Raw genomic sequence first — 22,996 nt, 5'->3', positions numbered from 1 at the left:
AGGAGTAAATCGTTATAATCGGTCATGATTGCGGCTTTTATACATCTGAAATAAATGGGCAAAAAATGGTAAACGTACATTTAGCACGCGAATTTGATATTGCTGCCGACAAAGTCTGGGCACTACTGGAAAATTTCGGTGACATTGGCTGGGCGCCAGGCATTGATAAGACGGAGTTAATCGGAGACGGTATTGGCATGACACGTCGCCTCCACCTCGCTGGTATGGAGCCCATAGACGAGGTTTTAACTGCTATGGATAAAGCGGCCATGACGTTTGCCTATGATATTCCTCGCGGTATTCCGATTCCGGTGACGGCCTACTCTGCGAACGCCAAGGTAACCTCCTTAGGCGATGATCGTTGCCGTGTTGACTGGTATGGTCGCGCTGAGCCTGCCGGCGTGAGCGATGACGATGCCATCGCTATGATTCAGGGTACTTATGAAATGCTGCTGCAGTGGGTTGGTGAGCACTTGGCGGCCGCGTCGTAAACTAGCGCTGATATCTTTTCATTAATTCAGAACCCTCCGGCAGTTTGAGGATATAGCGGCGCACTAAGTCTAGGCTTAGCGCTGCAACCCAATTCTGAAAGCCATTGCGCTCAAAGGGCAAGTGGAAACACTGGCTTTTTAGTTGGTCTGCCGTTCCCCAGGCAATCCACACAGTGCCTACAGGCTTCTCTGGAGTCCCCCCATCTGGGCCGGCTATGCCCGTGACCGCAATCGCGAGATCGGCGCCGGTGCTAGCTATGGCCCCCAGCGCCATCTGCCGAACAACAGCCTCGCTGACAGCACCTTCTTTTGCCAAGTCAGCTTCAGACACACTGAGTAGGCGATGCTTCACCGCATTGGAATAGCTGACAATCGCGCCGGGAAAAACCTGTGATGCGCCTGGCACACCTGTCAGTTGTGAGGCGATTAATCCGCCGGTGCAGGACTCGGCCGTGCAAATTTGCAAATTGTGTTCTTTGAGCGCCGCAACGGTTGCAGAGGGTAGGCTAATCGGCAATTCGCCTAAAAGGTGGTCGCCAAGGAGTTCCCCTACTTTTGTACGCCATAGCGGCAGCTTCGTTTTGGCAAGTTCGCCTCTGGCGGTGAGTTTAACTTCAAGAACGGGCATAGATGCCCGAAAACCCAATTCGATGTCTTCGGGCCAATCTCCTAAATGCTCATTAACCAGCTCCTGGATTGCCGACTCACCCAATCCAAATGCACCTAAGCGAAGCGTTTCAATGTGGTCTGAGTGATATGAACCTTCGAGTATTGGGGTGATTTCATTTGTTAGCATCGGCCGCAATTCGCTGGGAACGCCGGGGGTCGCGAAAATTAGGCAGCCTCGATGTTTTAATTTGATTCCGACTGCACTGCCACGTGCATTGGCGATAATTTCGCAGCCTTTAGGCAGCATGGCCTGCTTGTGGTTCGATGAATTAAGTCCGTAACCCCGCTTGGCGCACCACTGTGTTAGATGGGCGAGGGCATCGGGGTGCTCAGCAATTTCTGTATTAGTTACCTTGGCGAGTGCGACAGCAGTGAGATCGTCCACAGTGGGGCCGAGGCCGCCGTTAATAATGAGAACGTCTGCGCTAGTGCAGAGCTGATCTATTTCCTCACAAAGCAAGGCTAGGTCATCGCCGACGGTGACTTTTTTGTTAATGCGCCAGCCAAAATATTTGAATTGTTCAGCGATCATGGCGGAGTTCGAATCAATAATGTCGCCGGCCATGAGTTCATTGCCGGTAAGAAGTAAGTTCAGCTTCATTCAAGTCATTTCCATTTTGGCCATTGTTGAACACTGGCGCTAAGCGGTATATTGAACGGCGCTGCCAAGTGAGTCACGAACAGCAATAGTAATGTTTTTTTGCGGATATGCCCAAATGAATGTCAGTGTTATGCGAGGAGGGGTACGATGAAATTGTCGTCAGGTGAGGTTCTTGCGGGGGTTATTGTGTTTGTTTTGGTGGTTTTTGAGGTTTGGCAATACTTGGATGCCAAGGCGTATCGAGAAACCATGAATGCTCAGTTAGTGATTTTGTCTAGTCGCGTCGACGGCGTTGACGAGCGGGTTCAGCAGGCTAGGGAAAAATTAGAGACGCTTGAACAATCCTCCCTAGGCGGATTAATTGAGAATGCCAATGACGCGCTCATCCAAGGTTGGTCGGCAATGATTGATACTGTTGAAAAAGAATTGCAGCGTGCGAAAAAGGGCTTTGATAATCAGGGCAATAGTGCCGGTACAAGCGGAAATTCCCAGTCAACGCCAACGCCCGGCCCGAGCGGCGCCGGTCCACTGTAGTTTTAGCGGTCGAATATGCTAGGCGTCAGGCCGTCGGTGTGCGCAATTGCGTAAATTATATTTGCGATTAATGTGGGCGCGGAGTCGCGAAGTCCGTTAGGGATATGGGCTTCAGTCGTGGCTTGGTCCTGACAAATATATAATTTACAGTCACGAACAAAGCTTTAAGGGTTTGTTTTGTCCGAAGATTGCTCTATTGGCTTGGACTAAAACTGTGATTAAAACCTTGTTCGGGATTAGTTTTGCCAGCTTTCTAATAGCGTAATCGGGCGTCTAGTTCGTCGACGATTTCGGCCCACTCGGCGTCAAGGTCAATGGATTCTTTGAGCAGCTTTGCCTGTGCTGGCTTCCAAAAACTGGCTTCATGAATCATTAGGCCGCGCGGAAGCGGGCGGTGGCGAACAATGAATCGTTCCACTTCTTCATCGCTGTCGGGCAGGCCGAGCTGCTGAAAAAGCATATTCATTGTATGTAATTCGGTTTCCATTTTGTCCTCCGTAAGTTATAGCCGTAGCTAAGTGCAATATAGAAGACCCTGCTCTACCTTTCCAGTATTTGTCTAAGCAGCTTGAATTAAAAGCGCTTAGGAAGTTGGTAAAAGGTCTAAGCGCATCCCTGCGTTCCAGCCCCCGTCGACTATAAATTCAGAGCCAGTGGAATAGCTGCTGTCGTCTGACGCCAGAAACAGGCTCATGTTTGCAACTTCGATCGGTAGGCCGACGCGAGGTAGGGCGTGGTTTGCGTAAAAGGCATTATCTTCCGCGGAGGGAGTCGTTCGGCCTTCGGCGCCATGCATTGCCGTAAATACCCCGCCAGGGTGAACCGTATTGACGCGGATATTGTAGGGCCCGAGCTCGAGTGCGGCGGATTTACTCATGCCGCGCACAGCCCATTTACTCGAAACATAGGCCGATAAGCCATTTTTAGCCTGCAAGCCATCGACTGAGGAAATGTTGATTATTGAACCGCTACCGGCGCGCTTCATAGGTTCAATTGCCGCGCGAATACCGAGGTATGTACCTAGCTGATTTATTTCAATCACCCGCATATAATCCGCGGCGTCTGAGTCTTTGATGGCGGCGAAGTGAAGAATGCCTGCGTTGTTTACTAGGGTGGTTAGCGGACCGATTGACTCCGCCGTGTTAATTAATCTGGCCCAGTCAGCTTCCTTAGATACGTCGGCGTGAACGTAATGGGCTTGGCACCCTAATTCTTCTGCGAGTTTTTCACCTGCGTCATCGAGTATGTCGGAGATGATGACGCTGGCACCGTGTTCTATGAAGAGCTTGGCTGTAACAGCGCCCATACCACGTGCCGCACCAGTGATAATGGCGACTTTACCAGTGAGTCTTTTCATAGCGTTAGTATCTTCATTATTTAGGTTGGTCAATATCTTACTTTAGCGGTGGCATTTCTGACAGGCTATGCCCCAAGTGGACGATGTCTGTGCAGATAGGTTTAATTTTTTTGGGGTATATTGATGCGTGCGGTACTTATATTGGCGATTCTTAGTGTATTACTTGCTTGTCAGCAGGGTGAAAGGGCAGCTGAAAGCCAATCAGCAAAGATAGCGCCGATGCCGACTGCGCCGCCGAAGAAGACTGTAAGGGCGGGGCAGGAAGACAATCATCCGCAGGCTCTAAACTTGGGTTTGCCCGCAGAGCGAGGCGGCGTTGATCTTGCTAGGTGGAGTGGGGATATTAGTGGTCGTTATCGGACGGCCGAGTGGTTTAATGCGGAAGGTAGTAAAGAAAATAGTCGTCTTAAAATCAAATCCAAATTGCTGTTGAAAGAGAGCCGAGACGGAGAGGCTTCGCTAAGTGCCTACGCTGATGCTATTGGCGGCGCGGAAATTGGTTTTGAGTACAAAACTCGCTGATTAATATGTGGGTTGAGACAAATTATGTGGCGTGAAATTGTCAAATTTCGAACATAAAAAAAGGTCGCTGCGGCGACCTTTTTTTATTGCAGAAATAAGCTATTAGCGCTTATCGAGACTGACGAAATCACGCTGCGCTGGCCCAGTATAGAGCTGGCGTGGGCGACCGATACGGTAGCTGCCACTGATCATTTCATTCCAGTGCGCAATCCAGCCTGGGGTGCGGCCTAGGGCAAAGATAACGGTAAACATACTAGTGGGGATGCCAATAGCTTTAAGAATGATACCTGAGTAGAAGTCGACATTTGGATAGAGTTTTCTTTCAATAAAGTACTCATCTTCCAGCGCGATTTGCTCTAAGCGCTTGGCGATTTTCAGCAGTGGATCGTTTTCTAGACCGAGCTCAGCCAGAACTTCGTCAGCAGCCAGTTTCATAACCTTTGCACGGGGATCGAAGTTCTTGTAAACCCGGTGGCCGAAGCCCATTAGCCGGAATGGGTCATCCTTGTCTTTTGCTTTGGCAACGAATTCGTCGATGCGAGAGGCGTCGCCAATTTCATTTAGCATGTCCAGTACTGCTTCGTTGGCGCCGCCATGCGAGGGTCCCCAAAGTGCAGCAATACCCGCTGAAATACAGGCGAACGGGTTGGCACCCGTTGAACCAGCGAGGCGCACGGTCGAGGTAGATGCATTTTGCTCATGATCTGCGTGCAATAGGAAGATTTTATCCATTGCTTTGGCGAGTACGGGGTTTACGTTGCTTGGCTCGCAGGGGTTGCCGAACATCATGTGCAGGAAGTTTTCTGAGTAGCTCAGGTGATTCTGCGGGTACATGAAGGGCTGGCCGATGGTGTATTTGTAGGTCATGGCCGCCAATGTTGGCATTTTTGCGATTAGGCGAATAGCTGAAATCTCGCGGTGTTTTTCGTCGGTAATGTCGAGTGAATCGTGGTAGAAAGCTGACAGAGCGCCGACTACGCCACACATGATGGCCATAGGGTGGGCGTCGCGGCGGAAACCCTTGAAGAACGTGCTCATTTGGTCGTTGACCATGGTGTGCATGCGGACTTTATTGAAAAAGGCTTCTTTTTGATCCGCATTAGGCAGCTCGCCGTAAAGAAGTAGAAAACAGGTTTCTAGGTAATCTGATTGCTCTGCCAGTTGCTCAATTGGGTAGCCACCATGGAGCAGTACGCCTTTGTCACCATCGATATAAGTGATTTTTGATTCGCAGGCTGCGGTGGAGACGAATCCTGGGTCATAGGTAAAGTAACCATTGCCCGTCAGGGCGCTGACTTCGATGACGTCGGGGCCGATGGTGCCGGAATGGACTTTAAGGTCCAGTGTTTTTCCATCGATACTCAGACTTGCTTTCTTATCGCTCATTGTGACGGGCTCCTGTAACTTTTAGCTAGCTTGTGGCGTTAGCTCCCTATGTCTAGCATTCTGCATGGTATCGCGTGAATGTAACACTGGAAGGTCCGCTTACGCGGGAGTGACAAATATAGAGAGATGAAATGTTTTGTCAACGGTGAGAACATTTTATCGTGCAATTGTAATAGATGGAATTCCAATTGTCTTTGAATCGTTGATTTTCTTGGCGAAATTAGATTTTGCACCAAATTGTGGCGCCTTGTGCTGCTGATTCGGCTTTGTATGGCGCCATAATGGTGCGAAATGGTGGCTTAAGCCCTTGATATTGGAGTTTTTTGCTGTGCTTTGATCCTACTTGTTGGGGTTTGTAATTGGGCCAGCTTGGCCCTATAATGCGCGGCGTTTCTCACGGGGTTTGTTAAAGCCTTGTGAATAGTGAAGCGCAGCCGGATATGAGATTCGGAGATTGATTGATCCACTCCCTTTAAACCGCTCGAATTTTGGGCCAGAAATTAAAAGTGTGGCAAACCGTGAACGATAAACGACCTGTAAATCTGGATATCGGGACAATCGCGCTGCCGATTACCGCATATACCTCTATTTTGCACCGCGTCAGTGGTGTGTTTCTTGTGGCTGGCGTTGCCCTGCTGTTTTGGTTGCTTGGTACGAGTCTCAATGGCCCCGAGGGCTTTGAACAGGCTAAGGCGTGCTTGGCTTCATTTTGGGGTAAGTTGAGCTTGTGGGCCGTGTTAATCGGTTTGAGCTATCACTCTGCTGCCGGGGTTAAGCACTTGGTGATGGACGCCGGTATAGGCGAGACGATGGAAGGCGGTGAAACTGGCGCGAAATTAGTGTTAGGTGTCACAGCGGTGTTGGTTGTGCTTACGGGGTTGTGGATATGGTAAATTCAGTAACGAATTTTGGTCGCAGCGGCTTGTCCGATTGGCTCGTGCAGCGCGTAAGCGGCGTGGTGCTGTTGGCGTATATGCTGGTGGTCGGTTTCTATGTGTTGTGTAGCGGTTCGGATTTGAGCTACGAGCAGTGGAGCGGCTATTTCGATAGCACCTTCATGCGAGTGTTTAGCACTGCGGCGGTATTGTCTATTGTGGCGCATGCATGGATTGGTTTGTGGTCTGTTTCTACTGACTATTTAACTGAGCGAATGATGGGTGGTCGGGGTACAGTTTTACGCTTGGCATTTCAGGCAGCGTCGGCTGTTGTTTTATTCACCTACCTCGTTTGGGGCATCCAGATTCTTTGGAGTTAAGCAATGGCTAATATTCGTACAATTTCTTTTGATGGCGTGATTGTTGGTGGTGGCGGTGCAGGTATGCGCGCGGCACTGCAGTTGGCGCAATCAGGCTACAAAACAGCAGTAATCTCTAAAGTATTCCCCACCCGCTCACATACCGTGTCGGCTCAGGGTGGTATTACCTGTGCAATCGCCAGTTCGGATCCCCAGGATCAGTGGCAGTGGCATATGTATGACACCGTTAAAGGCTCCGATTATATCGGTGACCAAGAAGCCATCGAATATATGTGTCAAGTTGGCCCAGAAGCGGTTTACGAACTGGACCATATGGGTATGCCTTTTTCGCGTACCGAAGAAGGCCGTATTTATCAGCGCCCTTTTGGTGGGCAGTCTAAGAATTTTGGTGAGGGCGGTCAGGCTGCTCGTACCTGTGCTGCCGCTGACCGCACTGGTCACGCACTGCTGCACACGCTTTACCAAGGCAACCTTAAAAACAATACTGTATTTTTCAATGAGTGGTACGCCACTGATTTGGTGAAGAACGAAGACGGCGAAGTCGTTGGTGTTATCGCGATTTGCATTGAGACTGGTGAAGTCGTTTACGTTAAGTCTAAGGCTACCGTATTTGCGACCGGTGGTGCTGGTCGTATTTATGCGTCGACTACCAATGCACACATCAACACTGGTGACGGCGTTGGTATGGCTTTGCGAGCTGGTTTCCCAGTACAAGATATCGAAATGTGGCAGTTCCATCCCACCGGTATTGCTGGCGCGGGTGTACTTGTTACTGAAGGCTGTCGTGGTGAGGGTGGTTACCTCGTCAATAAAGACGGCGAGCGGTTCATGGAGCGTTACGCACCTAATGCTAAAGATTTGGCTGGTCGTGACGTTGTTGCCCGCTCTATGACGCTTGAAATTTTAGAAGGTCGCGGTTGTGGCCCCAATGGTGATCACGTATATCTGAAGCTGGATCATCTCGGTGAAGAAGTGCTTGAGAGCCGTCTGCCAGGTATTTGCGAATTGTCTCGTACATTCGCTCACGCTGACCCAGTAAAAGAGCCTGTTCCAGTTGTGCCGACTTGTCACTACATGATGGGTGGTATCCCCACCAATGTTAACGGACAGGCGCTAACTGTTGATGCTGACGGTAATGACACAGTTATTCCTGGTTTGTTCGCCTGTGGTGAAGTCGCTTGTGTATCTGTACACGGCGCTAACCGTTTGGGTGGTAACTCACTGCTAGATCTCGTGGTGTTTGGTCGTTCAGCTGGTTTGTTTATCGAGAAGAGTCTGCGTGAAGGCGTTGAAATGCGTGATGCTTCCGAGGCCGACATCGAGCGTGCGATGAGCCGCTTGAATAAGATCAACAATACTACCGGGGGCGAAAGCGTTTCGGCACTGCGCACTGAGCTGCAGACCATCATGCAAAATCATTTCGGCGTCTTCCGTCGCGGTGACTTTATGCAAGAAGGCATCAAGAAGCTTGCTGAGCTGCGGGTGCGTATTGATAACGCGCACTTGGAAGACAAGAGCAACGCCTACAATACCGCGCGTATTGAAGCTCTAGAGCTGCATAACTTGTTTGAAGTGGCTGAGGCTACAGCGATTGCAGCTGAAGCGCGTACCGAAAGCCGCGGCGCTCACGCTCGCGAAGACTTCACTGACCGCGACGACGAAAATTGGTTGTGCCACTCGGTCTACTTCCCCAATGAAAAGCGGGTAGGTAAGCGGGCGGTTAACTTCACGCCGAAAACCCGTGAAGCGTTTGCACCAAAAATTCGTACGTACTGATTCAGGGGAAAACGAACATGTTGAAAGTCAGTCTCTATCGTTACAATCCTGAAGTAGATCAGGAACCGTACATGCAAGAAGTGGAACTGGATACCGGTGGTAAAGACCTCATGGTATTGGACGTTCTTGAACTGTTAAAAGGCAGCGATCCGTCGCTGGCTTACCGTCGCTCATGCCGTGAAGGTGTGTGTGGTTCCGATGGTATGAATATCAACGGTAAAAACGGTTTGGCCTGTGTAACGCCTATTTCAGAAGCCCTGAAAAACGGCAAAGGCGGTAATAAGCTGGTTTTGCGCCCGCTACCAGGCCTGCCTGTTATTCGTGATCTCGTTATCGATATGAGTCTTTTCTATAAACAGTATGAAAAGATCAAACCTTTCTTGTTGAATGACACGCCAGCGCCCGCCATTGAGCGTCTGCAGTCACCAGAAGAGCGTGCTAAGCTGGATGGCTTGTACGAGTGTATTTTATGCGCTTGTTGCTCAACCGCTTGTCCGTCATTTTGGTGGAATCCAGATCGCTTTATCGGCCCTAGCGGTTTGTTACAGGCTTACCGCTTTTTGGCGGACAGCCGTGATACCGCAACTGAAGAGCGCCTAAGTGATTTGGATGACCCATTCAGCGTCTTCCGCTGTCATGGCATTCAAAACTGTGTGAACGTTTGTCCTAAAGGTTTAAACCCGACAAAGGCAATTGGTCACATCCGGAATATGTTGCTAAGCAGAGCGACTTAAGTATTCCCCCGGCCTTGGCCGGGCATAAAAAATTCTGCGAAATGTAAGTCCTAAGGCGCTGTTTACGAACAGCGCTAGAACAATACAACTCGGTGCTTACCGGCACTTTACGAGCTAAAAAGCGTATTAAGAGGGAAGGGACGTTCCCTGTGGTGCGAGTCGGTTCTGCGGCGTACACTGAATGCTGCTGGACTTCACAGGATGAAAGGGGCCTTATCGGGCAACAATCATTCGGACTGCCACTTCCCTTGCTACTAGGTGGACAGGAATGCAGAAAAATTCGATGGAGCTCCTCTGGAAAAGCTCCCATATATCAGGCGGAAATGCGACTTACGTAGAAGAGTTGTATGAGGCCTTCCTCACTGATCCAAATGCCGTTTCTGACGAATGGCGCAGCTATTTTCAACAATTACCCCGCGTTAGTGAAAGCACAACTCACGATATACCCCATTCGCCAATTCGCGAACATTTTGCGCAGTTAGCAAAAACCCCCGTTCGTTATAATGGCGCAGTCAATAATGAAGTTAGTGATCACGAGCGCAAACAGGTTCGCGTTATCCAATTGGTGAGCGCCTATCGCCAGCGTGGCCATCAGGAAGCGCAATTAGACCCGCTGGGTCTCTGGCAACGGCCCAGAGTGCCAGATCTCGAGTTGCAGTATCACCAGTTAAGCGAAGCCGATTTTGACACCGTATTTCAAACTGGCAGTCTTTATATTGGTAAAGATCAAGCAACATTGCGTGAGATCTATGACTCACTGCGCGCGACCTACTGCCGCTCGGTTGGTACTGAGTTTATGCATATAGTGGATACCCGTGAGCGCACGTGGATCCAGCAGCGTATGGAGAGTGTTCGCTCCCAGCCGCAGTACGGCTTAGAAACCTGCACCCACCTTTTGGAGCGTTTAACTGCTGCCGAAGGTTTAGAAAAGTCTTTGGGCTCGAAATACCCAGGCACCAAACGTTTTGGCTTGGAAGGCGGCGAAAGCTTAATTCCGATGATGGACGCAATGATTCAGCGCGCCGGCGCTTACGGTGCCAAAGAAATCGTAATCGGCATGGCTCACCGCGGCCGCCTTAATCTGTTGGTTAATATTCTTGGTAAGAACCCAGCCGAGCTGTTTGACGAGTTCGAAGGCAAGGTCAAATATCAGGGTTCAGCAGATGTAAAATATCACCAAGGTTTCTCGTCGAATGTCATGACACCGGGCGGTGAAGTGCATTTAGCGCTGGCGTTTAACCCCTCGCATTTGGAAATTGTATCTCCTGTTGTAGAAGGGTCTGTGCGGGCTCGTCAAGATCGTCGTGATGATCCTATCGGTGACAAAGTCGTGCCCATTGTTCTGCACGGAGACGCGGCGTTTGCCGGTCAAGGTGTGGTTATGGAAACCTTTCAGATGTCGCAAACACGTGCCTATAAAACTGGCGGCACCGTTCATATTGTTATTAACAATCAGGTTGGTTTCACAACGAGCTTGCAGGAAGACGCTCGGTCGACAGAATACTGTACCGATGTGGCAAAAATGGTGCAGGCGCCAATCTTCCACGTCAACGGCGATGATCCAGAGGCGGTCTTGTTCGTTAGCCAAATGGCCGCTGACTTCCGTCAGGAATTTAAGAAAGACGTCGTTGTCGATCTGATTTGCTATCGACGCCGAGGTCACAATGAGGCCGATGAGCCCTCAGGCACTCAGCCCTTGATGTACAGTAAAATCGCAAAGCAGAAAACTACGCGTGAGCTGTATGTAACTAAATTGGATGCCGAGGGTATTATCGAAAAAGCCCTCGCCGACAAAATGGCCGATGATTACCGCCAGGCGCTAGACAATGGCGAGCACGTTGCCAAAAGTCTGGTTATGCAGCCAAATTCGCAAATGTTTGTCGACTGGACGCCTTATTTGGGTCACGCATGGGATGTTGCTGGCGACACATCAATCGATGCGAAAGTGTTAAAAGAAGTTGCTGAAGCGGTAAACACCGTACCAGAAGGAATTGTCGTCCAGCGTCAGGTCGCCAAAATTTACGAAGATCGCCGGAAAATGGCGGTTGGTGCAATGGATATCAACTGGGGCTTTGCCGAAGTCCTTGCTTATGGCACCTTGCTTAAGCAGGGGCATAAGGTGCGCCTTACTGGGCAAGATGTTGGGCGGGGTACTTTCTCGCACCGCCACGCGGTATTGCACAGTCAGAACGACGGTAGCCGCTACGTACCATTGCAAAATATGAGTGCCGACCAGCCGAGTTTTTCGATTTTTGACTCATTGCTGTCCGAGGAAGCCGTACTGGCCTTTGAGTACGGTTATTCAACAACCCAGCCGGACTCACTGGTTATTTGGGAGGCGCAATTCGGTGATTTTGCTAATGGCGCCCAGGTTGTTGTCGATCAGTTCATTAGCAGTGGCGAATTGAAGTGGGGTCGCTTATGTGGTCTTACCATGCTGCTGCCTCATGGGTATGAGGGGCAGGGCCCAGAGCATTCATCTGCTCGTTTAGAGCGTTTCTTGCAGTTATGTGCTGAGCACAATATTCAGGTGTGTATCCCATCAACACCGGCTCAGGTTTACCATATGCTGCGCCGTCAGGCGATTCGGCCCCTGCGTCGTCCGCTAGTGGTGATGTCGCCCAAGAGTTTGCTGCGTCATAAAGAGGCGGTTTCGACGCTTGAGGAATTAACCACTGGCCAATTCCAAAATGTGATTGATGAGACGGACGACATCGATAAGTCCAAAGTCACGCGGATGATATTGTGTAGCGGTAAGGTCTATTACGATCTACGTGCCGCTCGTCGAGAACACGGCAAGGATTCTATTGCTATAGTACGTCTGGAACAGGTTTATCCATTCCCTTACGACGATTTGCGTAATGCGATTGCCCAGTACCCCAACTTGAAGAAAGTGGTTTGGTGTCAGGAAGAGCCGCGCAACCAAGGTGCGTGGTATAACAGTCGCCACCGCATGGCCCGGGTAATTCGCAGCTTTAAGCCTGAGAAAAACCTGCTGCTAGGGTATGTTGGGCGAGAGCCTTCGGCTTCGCCAGCGGCGGGTTATATGGCTTTGCACTTAGCTCAGCAAGAGAAATTCATCACGCAGGCACTTAAGCTTTAAAGTGTGTCTGGAAACTTATAGAGACTGTCTCGTACAGCAATATTAATTGACAGGAAAGATAATGAGCATAGAAATTAAAGCGCCAACATTTCCGGAATCCATTGCTGATGGTTCAATAGCGACGTGGCATAAACAAGTGGGTGAGGCAGTTCTACGTGATGAGCCGCTTGTTGATATTGAAACCGATAAAGTGGTGTTAGAAGTTGTCGCCCCGGCCGATGGCGTATTGAAAGAAATTTTGAAGCCGGAAGGCGATACGGTATTGAGTGATGAAGTTGTTGCCTTGTTTGTTGAAGGTGGCGCAGCCTCGGCAAGCACTGGGGCAGCACCAGCAGAAGCAGAATCGTCCGCCAGTACGCAAGATTTAAAAGTGAGCCCTGCTGCTCGCAAAATGCTTGAAGAAAAGGGCATTGAGGCCTCCGCGGTGACAGGCACCGGTAAGGGCGGTGTTATCACGAAGGAAGATGTCGTGAATTACAAACCGGCGGCATCGGCTGCTCCTGCGGCAGCTGCGGCCAAGCCTAATGTCGCTCCGGCAGCAGCCGTAGATGTACCTGCGGGTGAGCGGGTTGAAAAACGCGTGCCAATGACTCGTCTACGCAAGCGTATAGCTGAGCGTTTGCTGGAAGCAACCCATACTACTGCAATGTTGACGACCTTCAATGAAGTCAATATGAAGCCGGTTATGGATCTGCGGAGTCAGTACAAAGACTTGTTTGAAAAGTCACACAACGGCACCCGTCTTGGCTTTATGGGCTTTTTTGTAAAAGCCGCCTGTGAGGCCTTGAAGCGCTTCCCAGCTGTTAACGCATCAATCGACGGCGACGACATTGTCTATCACGGTTTCCAAGATGTTGGTGTTGCGGTATCGACAGAGAAAGGTTTGGTTGTACCCGTGCTGCGCGATGCTGAAAACATGAGCATGGCCAAAATCGAAGAGAAAATCCGTGAATATGGCCTGCGCGCCAAAGACGGCAAGCTCAGCATGGAAGACATGACTGGAGGTACCTTTACGATCACCAATGGTGGCGTGTTCGGGTCGCTGTTGTCTACGCCTATTCTAAACCCGCCACAAACGGCGATTTTGGGAATGCACAAAATCCAAGATCGACCCATGGCGGTAAATGGGGAAGTGGTTATTCTGCCAATGATGTACCTAGCTTTGTCCTATGACCACCGCTTGGTTGACGGCAAAGACGCAGTGCAATTTTTAGTAGCGATCAAAGACCTTATCGAAGATCCAGCGCGTATTTTGCTGGAAGTGTAACCTCTTCACCGACCATTTAGTGAGTTTGATTGCGGGGCGTGTTACTTGCTCCCCGCACAAAAGGAGATAGGACGAAACAATGTCAAAATTTGATGTGGTAGTGATTGGCTCCGGCCCGGCGGGCTATGTCGCGGCGATACGCGCAGCTCAGTTGGGTTTAAAAACCGCGTGTATAGAAAAGAATCGCAACAAAGAAGATAAATTAGCCCTTGGCGGCACCTGCCTAAATGTAGGCTGCATTCCATCTAAAGCACTTTTAGATAGCAGTTATAAATACCACGAAGCTAAAGATGCCCTCGGTGTTCACGGTATTGCTACTGGTGATGTCAGCATTGATGTGCCCGCCATGATTAAGCGCAAAGACGGCGTTGTAGCGCAAATGATCGGCGGCATTGGCGGTTTATTTCAGGCCAATGGCGTAACCGCCATCGAAGGTGCTGGCAAAGTATTAGCGGGTAAAAAAGTGGAAGTTACCGCTGCTGATGGCAGTGTTTCTATTTTGGACGCAGAGAATATTATTATCGCCGCGGGCTCCGTGCCGGTAGCGATACCCCCTGCACCAGTCGATCAAAACATCATTGTCGATTCGACGGGTGCGCTTGAGTTTCAAAGCGTACCGGGTAAATTAGGCGTTATCGGTGCGGGCGTAATCGGCCTGGAACTGGGTAGTGTTTGGGCCCGCCTCGGTAGTGACGTCGTGTTGCTAGAAGCGCTGGAAAGCTTTTTGCCTGCAGTAGATGGTCAAATCGCCAAGGAAGCAGCCAAAGTCTTTAAAAAGCAGGGGCTTGATATCCGCTTAGGCGCCCGCGTTACCGGCACCAAGATTGTCAAAAAGCAGGTTGAAGTTAGCTATACATTTAAAGATGAAGAAAAAACTGAAACCTTCGACAAATTGATTGTTTGCGTTGGTCGCAAGCCCTTGAGTAATGGTTTATTGGCCGCTGATTGTGGTGTGAACTTGGACGAGCGCGGCTTTATCTTTGTTAATGACTACTGTGAAACCGATGCGGCAGGTATTTACGCCGTCGGTGATATCGTTCGCGGGCCAATGTTAGCCCATAAAGGCTCGGAAGAAGGCGTAATGGTTGCCGAGCGCATCGCTGGCCATAAAATCGCAATGAACTATGACTGTATCCCCGCGGTTATTTATACCCATCCAGAAGTTGCTGGGGTTGGTAAAACTGAGGAGCAGCTCAAAGCTGACGGTATTCCCTATAAAGTGGGTACATTCCCCTTTATGGCGATCGGCCGTGCGGTAGCGGCAAATGACACAACGGGCATGGTGAAAATGCTAGCCCACGAAGACACTGACCGTATCCTTGGCTGCCATATCATTGGCGCCAGCGCTGCCGACTTGGTGCAACAGGTTGTAATCGCTATGGAATTTGGCTCATCAGCAGAAGACATTGGCCTGACCGTCTTTGGTCACCCAACGCTTTCTGAAGCTGTTCATGAAGCTGCTTTGGCAGTTAATGGTCAAGCGATACACATGCCAAATCGCAAGAAGCGTAAATAGATTTGCGGTAGTGCGTGAAATTCGGGAAAATACGCATCCCGATTTCGCGTTGTTACTGCAATGTGCAGAGGGAGCGGGCCAAGTCACTGACAGGATTTATCTCGCTTAACACTTCCACAGACCGAGATGGTAATTCCAACATGAACCTTCACGAGTACCAGGGCAAACAGTTGTTTGCTGAATACGGGCTACCTGTTTCTACAGGATATGCCTGTGATACCCCAGACGAGGCTGCAGCCGCAGCTGATAAAATTGGCGGAGACAAATGGGTGGTTAAAGCCCAGGTTCACGCCGGTGGTCGGGGCAAAGCTGGCGGCGTCAAGCTAGTTAGCAGCAAAGAAGAGATCAAAGCATTTGCTGAAAAGTGGCTGGGCAAAAACCTGGTAACCTATCAGACTGATGAACACGGTCAGCCAGTGTCAAAAATCCTGGTTGAATCTTGCACCGATATCGACCAAGAACTTTACTTGGGCGCGGTTGTAGACCGTTCTTCACGTCGCATTGTTTTCATGGCATCGACCGAAGGTGGTGTTGAGATCGAGAAAGTTGCAGAAGAGACTCCAGAGAAGATTCTCAAAGCAATTATCGATCCAATGACCGGCGCTCAGCCATACCAGGGTCGCGAACTGGCTTTCCAACTGGGTTTGAACCAAACTCAAATTAAGCAGTTTGTTAAAATTTTCATGGGCTTGGCGCAATTATTCCAAGACAAAGACTTAGCCCTTATGGAAATTAATCCATTGGTTATCACCAGCGAAGGCAATTTACACTGCTTGGACGCCAAGCTAGTCGTAGATGGCAACGCTATGTACCGTCACCCTGAGCTGAAGGCAATGCATGATCCTTCACAGGAAGATGAGCGTGAAGCACGTGCCGCCGAGTGGGACCTAAACTACGTTGCCCTGACGGGTAATATTGGTTGTATGGTCAACGGCGCGGGCTTGGCCATGGGTACTATGGACATCGTTTCTTTGCATGGCGGTTTCCCTGCTAACTTCCTCGACGTAGGTGGTGGTGCAACTAAAGAGCGTGTTACTGAAGCCTTCAAAATTATCCTCGAAGACACGAATGTTAAAGCTGTTCTGGTTAACATTTTCGGCGGTATTGTGCGCTGTGACCTGATTGCCGAAGGTATTATCGGGGCAGTGAAGGAAGTGGGCGTTAGCGTACCGGTTGTGGTTCGCTTAGAAGGTAACAATGCAGAGCTGGGTTCTAAACTGCTGTCTGACTCAGGCCTCGATATCATCGCGGCTACCAGTCTAACTGACGCGGCTCAGCAAGCTGTTAAAGCAGCGGGGGGCAAATAATGTCTATTCTTATCGACAAAAACACTAAGGTTATCTGTCAAGGTTTCACTGGTGGTCAGGGTACTTTCCACTCTGAGCAAGCGATTGCATACGGTACGCAAATGGTTGGCGGTGTAACGCCAGGCAAAGGCGGTACCGAGCATCTAGGTCTGCCGGTGTTTAACACGGTTAAGGAAGCGGTAGAAGCTACTGGCGCAACCGCCTCGGTAATTTACGTACCGGCAGCTTTCTGCAAAGACTCTATTCTGGAAGCCGCAAATTCAGGCATCAAGCTTATCGTATGTATCACTGAGCACATTCCAGTAATGGATATGCTTGAGTGCAAAGTGAAGTGCGATGAAAATGGCGTTCGCCTGATTGGACCAAACTGCCCTGGCGTTATCACTCCCGGTGAGTGCAAGATCGGTATCATGCCCGGTCACATTCATTTGCCAGGTAAAGTCGGCATTGTTTCGCGCTCCGGTACCCTGACGTACGAAGCGGTTAAGCAGACTACAGATCACGGTTTTGGCCAGTCTACTTGTGTAGGTATTGGTGGTGACCCGATTCCTGGCTCTAACTTCATCGATATTCTCGCTTTGTTCGAGAAAGATCCTGCGACTGAAGCGATTGTCATGATCGGTGAAATCGGTGGTTCAGCTGAAGAAGAAGCTGCTGCGTATATTAAAGCAAACGTGACTAAGCCTGTTGTGTCTTACATCGCTGGTGTTACTGCACCTGCTGGTAAGCGTATGGGCCACGCTGGCGCCATTATTTCTGGTGGTAAAGGTACTGCAGACGAGAAGTTTGCGGCGCTGGAAGATGCTGGTGTTAAAACAGTTCGCTCATTGGCGGATATCGGTAAGGCACTGAAGGCAATTACCGGCTGGTAAGTTCAATCTGCATTGCTAGAAAAGGCGGCTTCGGCCGCCTTTTTGCATTCTGACTATTCACTTTATGGCGATGTTTCTGGTTTATAGGAATGGCGCTTGCGCAAAGAAGTGAATGATGGTTCACTTGTTGCTATATAAGGCGGTAAAACAACATGGCGTATCGTGAGACGGATTTAGTTAGGCAGCGCAAAGTGGCGCAAAAATCCGGTTTGTTGCACACGGCTGAAGCCTTGGTTCGTGAGGGGGGCTTTGGTGCTTTAACAATACAGGCGGTGGCTGAAGGCGCAGGTGTCGGGGTGGGTACAGTTTATCGCTACTTTAGTGGCAAAGATGAACTCGCGACTGAAGTATTTAAACGCGCAACTGGCCGTGAAGTTGCCGCCGTTAGAGAAGTGTTGACTGGCTCGGGCGGTCCTACAGCGTGCTTGGCGGCGGCGGCGGAAGTTTTCGCAGTGCGCGCATTCGGGGCACCTAAGTTAGCTTGGGCGCTTATCGCAGAGCCGGTTGATCCTGCGGTGGACCTCGCGAGATTACAGTATAGAAAAACCTACACTGCTTTGTTTGAAGCGGTGGTTCAAGCCGGGATTGATAATGGCGAATTTGTGCCTCAGAGTGCGGCGCTATCAGCAGCGGCCTTAGTCGGCGCTATGGCAGAAAGCCTGTTGGGGCCATTGGATAAACACGCATGTGACGGAGATACGATTGCCGCCCTGCGCCTATTTTGTCTGCGTGCTGTTGGTGCGCAGTGTTGAAGTTTTAGAGGATTAAATGATGTCAGTGACCAATTTAAATGTGGATCAAGATGGGCTGAGCTCGACGGATACCCATGACGTTTTTAATCAATCGCTGGCGCTCGAAAACTATAATCTTTATGGCAGCGATGTGCCTTTACAGGAGGCTGTCCGGGCAAACGGGACAGTAGATGAAGGCGTATTGCGTGCCTACGGTCAGATGTGCGGTCGGGCCGATGTAATCAATTGGGGCTATGAGGCTAATGAGAGTAAGCCGCAGTTGGATACGCACGACCGTTTCGGACATCGGGTCGATTTAGTGCGTTTTCACCCGGCATATCACCAACTAATGGATATGGCATTAAGCGCCGGTATTCACTCCGGTCCATGGCAAGCAGATGCTAAGCATGCCCACGTAAAGCGCGCGGCCTTAAGCTTTATGCAGTCACAAATTGATGCTGGTCACGGCTGTCCTTTAACAATGACATTCGCGGCGGTGCCAACCTTAAAATTAACGCCCAGTGTGGCTGAGGTCTGGCTGCCTAAAGTTCTAAAGAACGCCTATCAGCCAGATAATATTCCCTATTATGAAAAGCGCGCGGTAACCATCGGTATGGGCATGACGGAGAAGCAAGGCGGCTCCGATGTCCAGGCGAATACGACCAGTGCTCGGCCTATAAACGGCAGCGGCAGCGGTGCGTTATATGCGCTAAATGGACATAAATGGTTTTTGTCCGCGCCAATGTGCGATGCCTTTTTGATGTTAGCGAAAACTGACGGCGGCTTGAGCTGTTTTCTGGTGCCGCGCTGGCGTGAAGACGGTCAAAAAAATGGCCTGTATTTACAGCGTCTCAAAAACAAAATGGGTAATGTGTCTAATGCTTCTTCTGAAGTTGAGCTGAGGGATGCTCATGGCTGGATGGTCGGGGAGGAGGGCCGGGGCGTGCCAGCCATTATTGAGATGGTCGCGCTGACGCGTTTCGATTGCATGGTCGGCTCTAGCGCGGGTCAGCGTCAGGCCGTTGTCCAGGCAGTGCATCATGCTCGTCGGCGCCAGGCTTTTGGCGCTCGCTTGATCGACCAGCCGCTGATGCAGAATGTATTGGCTGACCTGCAATTGGAGGCCGAGGGTTCCTTAGCATTGACCATGCGTATGGCGAGGGCTTTGGATAATGCCGATGATCCTGCCGAACAATTACTGATGCGCCTCGGTACTGCCGTTGGCAAATTCTGGATCTGCAAGCGCACCCCGGGCCATGCTTACGAGGCCATGGAGTGCCTAGGTGGCAATGGTGTTATTGAAAATTGCATCATGCCGAGGCTTTACCGCGAGGCACCAATCAATGCTATTTGGGAAGGTTCAGGGAATATCCAGGCCTTGGATGTATTGCGAGCAATCGGTAAAACCCCCGCTGTATTGGATCAGTGGTTCACTGAATTGGCGACATCGACGGGTATATTCCCAGACTTAGACCTCGCAGTGAGTAAATTGCGGGAAGCTTTCGATGGTTTGCGAGACCCAGTCTATCAAGCCCGACAATTAGTCCAGCAGCTGGCCTTAACGATGCAGGCGTCGTTATTGGCACGTTATGCGCCTAAAGCGGTTGCTGAAGCCTTCGTACGCTCTCGTTTAGCCGGTGGTCAGGCAATTTACGGCTGCCTTCCCGACGGTCTAAATATTGCGGCCATTTTGGATCGGGTGCTCCCTGAGCAATATTAAGTCTATCGAACTCTTGAAATGCCCCTAAAAGTCCCCATCTTTCAAATACTGTCCGTTTTAAGCGGCGGGCATACTTAATTCAGTATTAAAAGGTGGAAATAATGTCAACAGCAGAAAAAGAAACGCTGGGTTTTCAAACTGAAGCCAAACAAATGCTTCAGCTTATGATTCACTCGATGTATAGCAATAAGGAAATCTTTCTTCGTGAGTTGGTTTCTAATGCCTCTGATGCCGCGGACAAGCTTCGTTATGAGGCGCTAGCGGATGGCGCGCTGTACGAAAACGATCCTGATTTACGCATTCGTATTACCCTAGATAAAGAAGCCAATACCCTGACTCTGAGCGATAATGGCATTGGTATGTCCCGCGACGAAGTTATCAATAATTTGGGCACGATCGCCCGCTCCGGTACGGCTGAGTTTTTGAAGAATCTCAGCGGTGACGGCAAGAAAGATTCTCAGTTAATAGGTCAGTTCGGTGTTGGTTTTTACTCAGCCTTTATCGTGGCCGAGCGGGTTGAGGTGTTTACTCGCCGCGCTGGTTTGACGGCTGCAGACGCCGTACATTGGGAGTCGACCGGGGAAGCAGACTTCTCTATTGAATCTTGTGAGAAGGCGGACCGCGGTACTACCGTCGTGCTGCACTTGCGCAAAGAAGACACTGAGTTTGCTGATGACTGGCGCGTACGCTCAATCATTAAAAAATACTCGGATCACATCAGCATTCCAGTGCAAATGCTGGAAAATGTACCTCCTGCAAAAGAGGGTGAAGAGCAAAAAGTCGCTGAATTTGAAGCGGTAAACAGCGCTACAGCACTGTGGACGCGCTCACGTAGTGACGTCACTGATGATGAATACCAAGCGTTTTACAAGCATGTAAGCCACGACTTTAGTCCAGCGCTGCACTGGAGCCACAATAAAGTCGAAGGTAAGTTGGAGTACACCAGCTTGCTTTATCTGCCGGGTCAAGCGCCGATGGATTTGTGGAATCGCGACGCTGCGCGGGGTTTAAAGCTCTATGTCCAGCGCACGTTTATCATGGACGATGCTGAACAGTTCCTGCCGCTTTACCTGCGTTTCGTGAAAGGGGTGATTGACTCAAACGATTTGTCATTGAATGTTTCTCGCGAGATTCTGCAGCAGGATCCTGCGGTTGATGCCATGAAGAGCGCGCTAACCAAGCGCGTATTGGATATGCTGAGCAAACTTGCCAAGAGTGATGCTGAGAAATATCAGCAATTTTGGAAAGCCTTTGGTCAGGTGTTAAAAGAGGGGCCGGCGGAAGACTTCAGCAATAAAGAGAAAATCGCCAAATTGCTGCGTTTTGCCACGACCCATGACAATAAGGCCGAGCAGACTCATTCACTGGAAGACTATGTCGCTCGAATGAAGGAAGGCCAGAACAAAATTTACTATGTGGTTGGTGAAAGCCACAAAACAGCCTCGAGCAGTCCACACCTTGAAGTATTCCGTAAAAAGGGTGTTGAGGTCTTGTTACTATCTGAGCGGGTGGATGATTGGTTGATGAACCATCTTGCCGAGTTTGACGGTAAATCCTTCTTGGATGTTGGCCGTGGCGAGCTGGACTTAGGCGACCTTGAAGACGAATCAGAGAAAAAAGCCCAAGAAGTCTTGGCTGAAGAGCATAAAGATCTTGTTGAGCGGGTTAACACCGTTTTGACTGAAAAAGTAGAGAAGGTGCGAGTGACCAGTCGTTTAACTGAGTCGCCAGCATGTTTGGTGGTTACTGAAGATGATATGGGTGCGCAAATGCGCAGAATGCTAGAGGCCGCGGGCCAGGCATTACCGCCAAGCAAGCCTATTTTTGAGTTGAATCCAGAGCATCCACTGGTCCAGAAGCTTGATAAAGAAGCTGATGAGGATCGTTTTGCTGATCTGGTTGGGATTCTCTTTGATCAAGCTCATTTGGCAGAAGGCGCTCAGCTGGAGGACCCGGCTGGTTACGTGCACAAACTGAATAAATTGCTTTTAGAGCTAAGTGCGTAAACAATGAACTAAGGCGGCGAAAGCCGCCTTTTTTGTTTTAGGGCCTATTGCAGCAGTGGTAGACTCACAAATAATAAATAGTGAGTAGAAGTAAACTATGGCGAAAAAACACAAGGTTGCCATTATTGGTGGTGGTAGTTTCGGTACTGCCATTGCAAATATTATTGCCGATAATGGCCACAGCACCTGTCAGTGGATGCGTACCCCAGAGCGAGTTAAAGAGGTCAATGAGCTTCATACTAATGAGGTTTATCTGCCAGGAATTAAACTCAACCCAGCGCTACGTGCCACCGCTGATCTACAGGAAGCAGTAGCAGGCTGCGATACGGTATTTTTTTCGATTCCCAGCAAGTCCAGTCGAGAAGTTGCTCGCCAGCTCGCTGACTGTATCGCACCGGGGACAATTCTGATTAGTACCACAAAGGGAATCGAGTTCGAAACTAATAAGTTAATGAGCGAAGTTCTACTAGAAGAATTGCCACAGGTTAGGATTGGTATTTTGAGTGGCCCGAATTTGGCGAAGGAGCTCGCGGCCCGAATGATTACGGGTACCGTTGTCGCGAGCAACGACGCCGATGTCACCAGCACCATTCAGGATTTGTTGCAGTGTTCCTACTTTCGGGTCTACGCGGGTAGTGATATGTACGGCGTAGAGTTGGCCGGGGCACTAAAAAATGTCTACGCGATTACCGCCGGGATGGCTGCAGCCCTGGGCTGCGGCCATAACACCATTAGTATGTTAATTACTCGCAGCTTGGCTGAAATGAGTCGCTATGCGGTAATTAAGGGCGCGGATCCACTTACTTTTCTGGGCTTAGCTGGCGTTGGCGATTTATTTGTGACCTGTACGTCGCCATTGAGTCGCAATTATCGAGTCGGCTTTGAGCTGGGGCAGGGGCGAGACTTGAATGAGGTGGTGGCAAGCCTCGGGCAAGTGGCTGAAGGTGTAAATACCCTTAGGCTGATGAAAGAGCAGTCCGAGCTTCTTAATATCTATATGCCGCTGGTGCAGGGACTTTACGACATTATCTATAATGGCCGTAAGGTTGCCGACGTAATCGGTACGATGATGTGCGCCGAACAAAATCGCGATGTGGAATTTACTCTGCAATAAGTGATACTTAAATTTAGGGAATGTCAGATATAGGC

At 50.0% G+C, this 22,996-nt stretch carries 20 protein-coding genes; 16 read left to right on the top strand and 4 right to left on the bottom strand.

Going from position 1 to position 22,996, the window contains the following annotated elements:
* The first annotated feature begins 65 nt into the window (after positions 1 to 65).
* Positions 66 to 491 carry an SRPBCC family protein gene (locus ABYT30_RS02975; protein ID WP_373077943.1) on the top strand — a complete coding sequence of 142 codons (426 nt, stop codon included), beginning with the start codon at positions 66 to 68 and terminating at the stop codon, positions 489 to 491.
* Position 492: 1 nt separating this feature from the next.
* On the opposite strand, the gene ABYT30_RS02970 is transcribed toward ABYT30_RS02975, so the two are convergent.
* Complete coding sequence (locus tag ABYT30_RS02970; RefSeq protein WP_373077946.1) at positions 493 to 1,761, bottom strand: CinA family nicotinamide mononucleotide deamidase-related protein; 1,269 nt, start codon at positions 1,759 to 1,761, stop codon at positions 493 to 495.
* 147 nt (positions 1,762 to 1,908) lie between these two features.
* Between ABYT30_RS02970 and ABYT30_RS02965 the strand changes: the two genes are divergently transcribed.
* Positions 1,909 to 2,295, top strand: a complete 387-nt coding sequence (locus ABYT30_RS02965) for a hypothetical protein (RefSeq protein WP_373077948.1) — start codon at positions 1,909 to 1,911, stop codon at positions 2,293 to 2,295.
* A gap of 253 nt (positions 2,296 to 2,548) precedes the next feature.
* Here the strand turns inward: ABYT30_RS02965 and ABYT30_RS02960 are convergent, their stop codons facing one another.
* Both ABYT30_RS02960 and ABYT30_RS02955 read right to left on the bottom strand, forming a co-directional pair.
* A complete protein-coding gene (locus ABYT30_RS02960; protein WP_008249921.1) occupies positions 2,549 to 2,782 on the bottom strand; it encodes a DUF2789 domain-containing protein in 234 nt (77 codons plus the stop codon).
* Between the two features lie 96 nt (positions 2,783 to 2,878).
* Entirely contained in the window at positions 2,879 to 3,652 is a 774-nt protein-coding gene (locus tag ABYT30_RS02955; protein ID WP_373077951.1) for a glucose 1-dehydrogenase, read from the bottom strand.
* 123 nt (positions 3,653 to 3,775) lie between these two features.
* Between ABYT30_RS02955 and ABYT30_RS02950 the strand changes: the two genes are divergently transcribed.
* Positions 3,776 to 4,174: a hypothetical protein gene (locus tag ABYT30_RS02950; RefSeq protein ID WP_373077954.1), complete on the top strand. Its 399-nt coding sequence runs from the start codon at positions 3,776 to 3,778 to the stop codon at positions 4,172 to 4,174.
* A 102-nt stretch (positions 4,175 to 4,276) separates the two neighbouring features.
* Here ABYT30_RS02950 and gltA read toward each other — a convergent pair whose 3' ends face one another.
* Entirely contained in the window at positions 4,277 to 5,560 is a 1,284-nt protein-coding gene (gltA, locus tag ABYT30_RS02945; protein ID WP_373077956.1) for a citrate synthase, read from the bottom strand.
* A 518-nt stretch (positions 5,561 to 6,078) separates the two neighbouring features.
* Between gltA and sdhC the strand changes: the two genes are divergently transcribed.
* From sdhC to ABYT30_RS02880, 13 genes are all read left to right on the top strand, one after another.
* Entirely contained in the window at positions 6,079 to 6,453 is a 375-nt protein-coding gene (sdhC, locus tag ABYT30_RS02940; RefSeq protein WP_373077959.1) for a succinate dehydrogenase, cytochrome b556 subunit, read from the top strand.
* Positions 6,447 to 6,815: a succinate dehydrogenase, hydrophobic membrane anchor protein gene (gene sdhD / locus ABYT30_RS02935; protein WP_373077962.1), complete on the top strand. Its 369-nt coding sequence runs from the start codon at positions 6,447 to 6,449 to the stop codon at positions 6,813 to 6,815. The genes sdhC and sdhD overlap by 7 nt, the downstream gene beginning before the upstream one ends.
* Positions 6,816 to 6,818: 3 nt before the next feature.
* On the top strand, positions 6,819 to 8,591 hold the full coding sequence (sdhA, locus tag ABYT30_RS02930) for a succinate dehydrogenase flavoprotein subunit (RefSeq protein WP_373077964.1): 1,773 nt from the start codon (positions 6,819 to 6,821) through the stop codon (positions 8,589 to 8,591).
* A gap of 17 nt (positions 8,592 to 8,608) precedes the next feature.
* A complete protein-coding gene (locus tag ABYT30_RS02925; RefSeq protein ID WP_008249937.1) occupies positions 8,609 to 9,325 on the top strand; it encodes a succinate dehydrogenase iron-sulfur subunit in 717 nt (238 codons plus the stop codon).
* 268 nt (positions 9,326 to 9,593) lie between these two features.
* Positions 9,594 to 12,428, top strand: a complete 2,835-nt coding sequence (locus ABYT30_RS02920) for a 2-oxoglutarate dehydrogenase E1 component (RefSeq protein WP_373077968.1) — start codon at positions 9,594 to 9,596, stop codon at positions 12,426 to 12,428.
* 61 nt (positions 12,429 to 12,489) lie between these two features.
* Positions 12,490 to 13,695, top strand: coding sequence for a 2-oxoglutarate dehydrogenase complex dihydrolipoyllysine-residue succinyltransferase (gene odhB, locus ABYT30_RS02915; protein WP_373077970.1), 1,206 nt, complete (start codon positions 12,490 to 12,492; stop codon positions 13,693 to 13,695).
* Positions 13,696 to 13,774: 79 nt separating this feature from the next.
* Complete coding sequence (gene lpdA / locus ABYT30_RS02910; protein WP_373077972.1) at positions 13,775 to 15,211, top strand: dihydrolipoyl dehydrogenase; 1,437 nt, start codon at positions 13,775 to 13,777, stop codon at positions 15,209 to 15,211.
* A 140-nt stretch (positions 15,212 to 15,351) separates the two neighbouring features.
* Positions 15,352 to 16,518 (top strand): ADP-forming succinate--CoA ligase subunit beta, encoded by a 1,167-nt coding sequence (gene sucC, locus ABYT30_RS02905; RefSeq protein ID WP_373077974.1) that lies wholly within the window; start codon positions 15,352 to 15,354, stop codon positions 16,516 to 16,518.
* A complete protein-coding gene (gene sucD / locus ABYT30_RS02900; protein ID WP_373077976.1) occupies positions 16,518 to 17,390 on the top strand; it encodes a succinate--CoA ligase subunit alpha in 873 nt (290 codons plus the stop codon). The genes sucC and sucD overlap by 1 nt, the downstream gene beginning before the upstream one ends.
* A 152-nt stretch (positions 17,391 to 17,542) precedes the next feature.
* Entirely contained in the window at positions 17,543 to 18,142 is a 600-nt protein-coding gene (locus tag ABYT30_RS02895; RefSeq protein ID WP_373077977.1) for a TetR/AcrR family transcriptional regulator, read from the top strand.
* Positions 18,143 to 18,158: 16 nt separating this feature from the next.
* Positions 18,159 to 19,841: an acyl-CoA dehydrogenase family protein gene (locus ABYT30_RS02890; protein ID WP_373077980.1), complete on the top strand. Its 1,683-nt coding sequence runs from the start codon at positions 18,159 to 18,161 to the stop codon at positions 19,839 to 19,841.
* A 101-nt stretch (positions 19,842 to 19,942) separates the two neighbouring features.
* On the top strand, positions 19,943 to 21,847 hold the full coding sequence (htpG, locus tag ABYT30_RS02885) for a molecular chaperone HtpG (RefSeq protein ID WP_373077982.1): 1,905 nt from the start codon (positions 19,943 to 19,945) through the stop codon (positions 21,845 to 21,847).
* Between the two features lie 97 nt (positions 21,848 to 21,944).
* A complete protein-coding gene (locus ABYT30_RS02880; protein ID WP_373077984.1) occupies positions 21,945 to 22,961 on the top strand; it encodes an NAD(P)H-dependent glycerol-3-phosphate dehydrogenase in 1,017 nt (338 codons plus the stop codon).
* Positions 22,962 to 22,996: the final 35 nt, after the last annotated feature.

Origin of the sequence: Zhongshania sp. (assembly GCF_041623545.1) — a bacterium.
In the GTDB taxonomy this organism is placed as follows: domain Bacteria; phylum Pseudomonadota; class Gammaproteobacteria; order Pseudomonadales; family Spongiibacteraceae; genus Spongiibacter.
This window is presented reverse-complemented; position numbering and strand designations above follow the sequence as displayed.

Excerpts from the sequence above, each read along its gene's own strand:
- ABYT30_RS02975 (WP_373077943.1), top strand. The coding sequence starts at position 66 with ATGGTAAACGTACATTTAGCACGCGAATTTGATATTGCTGCCGACAAA.
- ABYT30_RS02970 (WP_373077946.1), bottom strand. The coding sequence starts at position 1,761 with ATGAAGCTGAACTTACTTCTTACCGGCAATGAACTCATGGCCGGCGAC.
- ABYT30_RS02965 (WP_373077948.1), top strand. The coding sequence starts at position 1,909 with ATGAAATTGTCGTCAGGTGAGGTTCTTGCGGGGGTTATTGTGTTTGTT.
- ABYT30_RS02960 (WP_008249921.1), bottom strand. The coding sequence starts at position 2,782 with ATGGAAACCGAATTACATACAATGAATATGCTTTTTCAGCAGCTCGGC.
- ABYT30_RS02955 (WP_373077951.1), bottom strand. The coding sequence starts at position 3,652 with ATGAAAAGACTCACTGGTAAAGTCGCCATTATCACTGGTGCGGCACGT.
- ABYT30_RS02950 (WP_373077954.1), top strand. The coding sequence starts at position 3,776 with ATGCGTGCGGTACTTATATTGGCGATTCTTAGTGTATTACTTGCTTGT.
- gltA (WP_373077956.1), bottom strand. The coding sequence starts at position 5,560 with ATGAGCGATAAGAAAGCAAGTCTGAGTATCGATGGAAAAACACTGGAC.
- sdhD (WP_373077962.1), top strand. The coding sequence starts at position 6,447 with ATGGTAAATTCAGTAACGAATTTTGGTCGCAGCGGCTTGTCCGATTGG.
- sdhA (WP_373077964.1), top strand. The coding sequence starts at position 6,819 with ATGGCTAATATTCGTACAATTTCTTTTGATGGCGTGATTGTTGGTGGT.
- ABYT30_RS02925 (WP_008249937.1), top strand. The coding sequence starts at position 8,609 with ATGTTGAAAGTCAGTCTCTATCGTTACAATCCTGAAGTAGATCAGGAA.
- ABYT30_RS02920 (WP_373077968.1), top strand. The coding sequence starts at position 9,594 with ATGCAGAAAAATTCGATGGAGCTCCTCTGGAAAAGCTCCCATATATCA.
- odhB (WP_373077970.1), top strand. The coding sequence starts at position 12,490 with ATGAGCATAGAAATTAAAGCGCCAACATTTCCGGAATCCATTGCTGAT.
- lpdA (WP_373077972.1), top strand. The coding sequence starts at position 13,775 with ATGTCAAAATTTGATGTGGTAGTGATTGGCTCCGGCCCGGCGGGCTAT.
- sucC (WP_373077974.1), top strand. The coding sequence starts at position 15,352 with ATGAACCTTCACGAGTACCAGGGCAAACAGTTGTTTGCTGAATACGGG.
- sucD (WP_373077976.1), top strand. The coding sequence starts at position 16,518 with ATGTCTATTCTTATCGACAAAAACACTAAGGTTATCTGTCAAGGTTTC.
- ABYT30_RS02895 (WP_373077977.1), top strand. The coding sequence starts at position 17,543 with ATGGCGTATCGTGAGACGGATTTAGTTAGGCAGCGCAAAGTGGCGCAA.
- ABYT30_RS02890 (WP_373077980.1), top strand. The coding sequence starts at position 18,159 with ATGATGTCAGTGACCAATTTAAATGTGGATCAAGATGGGCTGAGCTCG.
- htpG (WP_373077982.1), top strand. The coding sequence starts at position 19,943 with ATGTCAACAGCAGAAAAAGAAACGCTGGGTTTTCAAACTGAAGCCAAA.
- ABYT30_RS02880 (WP_373077984.1), top strand. The coding sequence starts at position 21,945 with ATGGCGAAAAAACACAAGGTTGCCATTATTGGTGGTGGTAGTTTCGGT.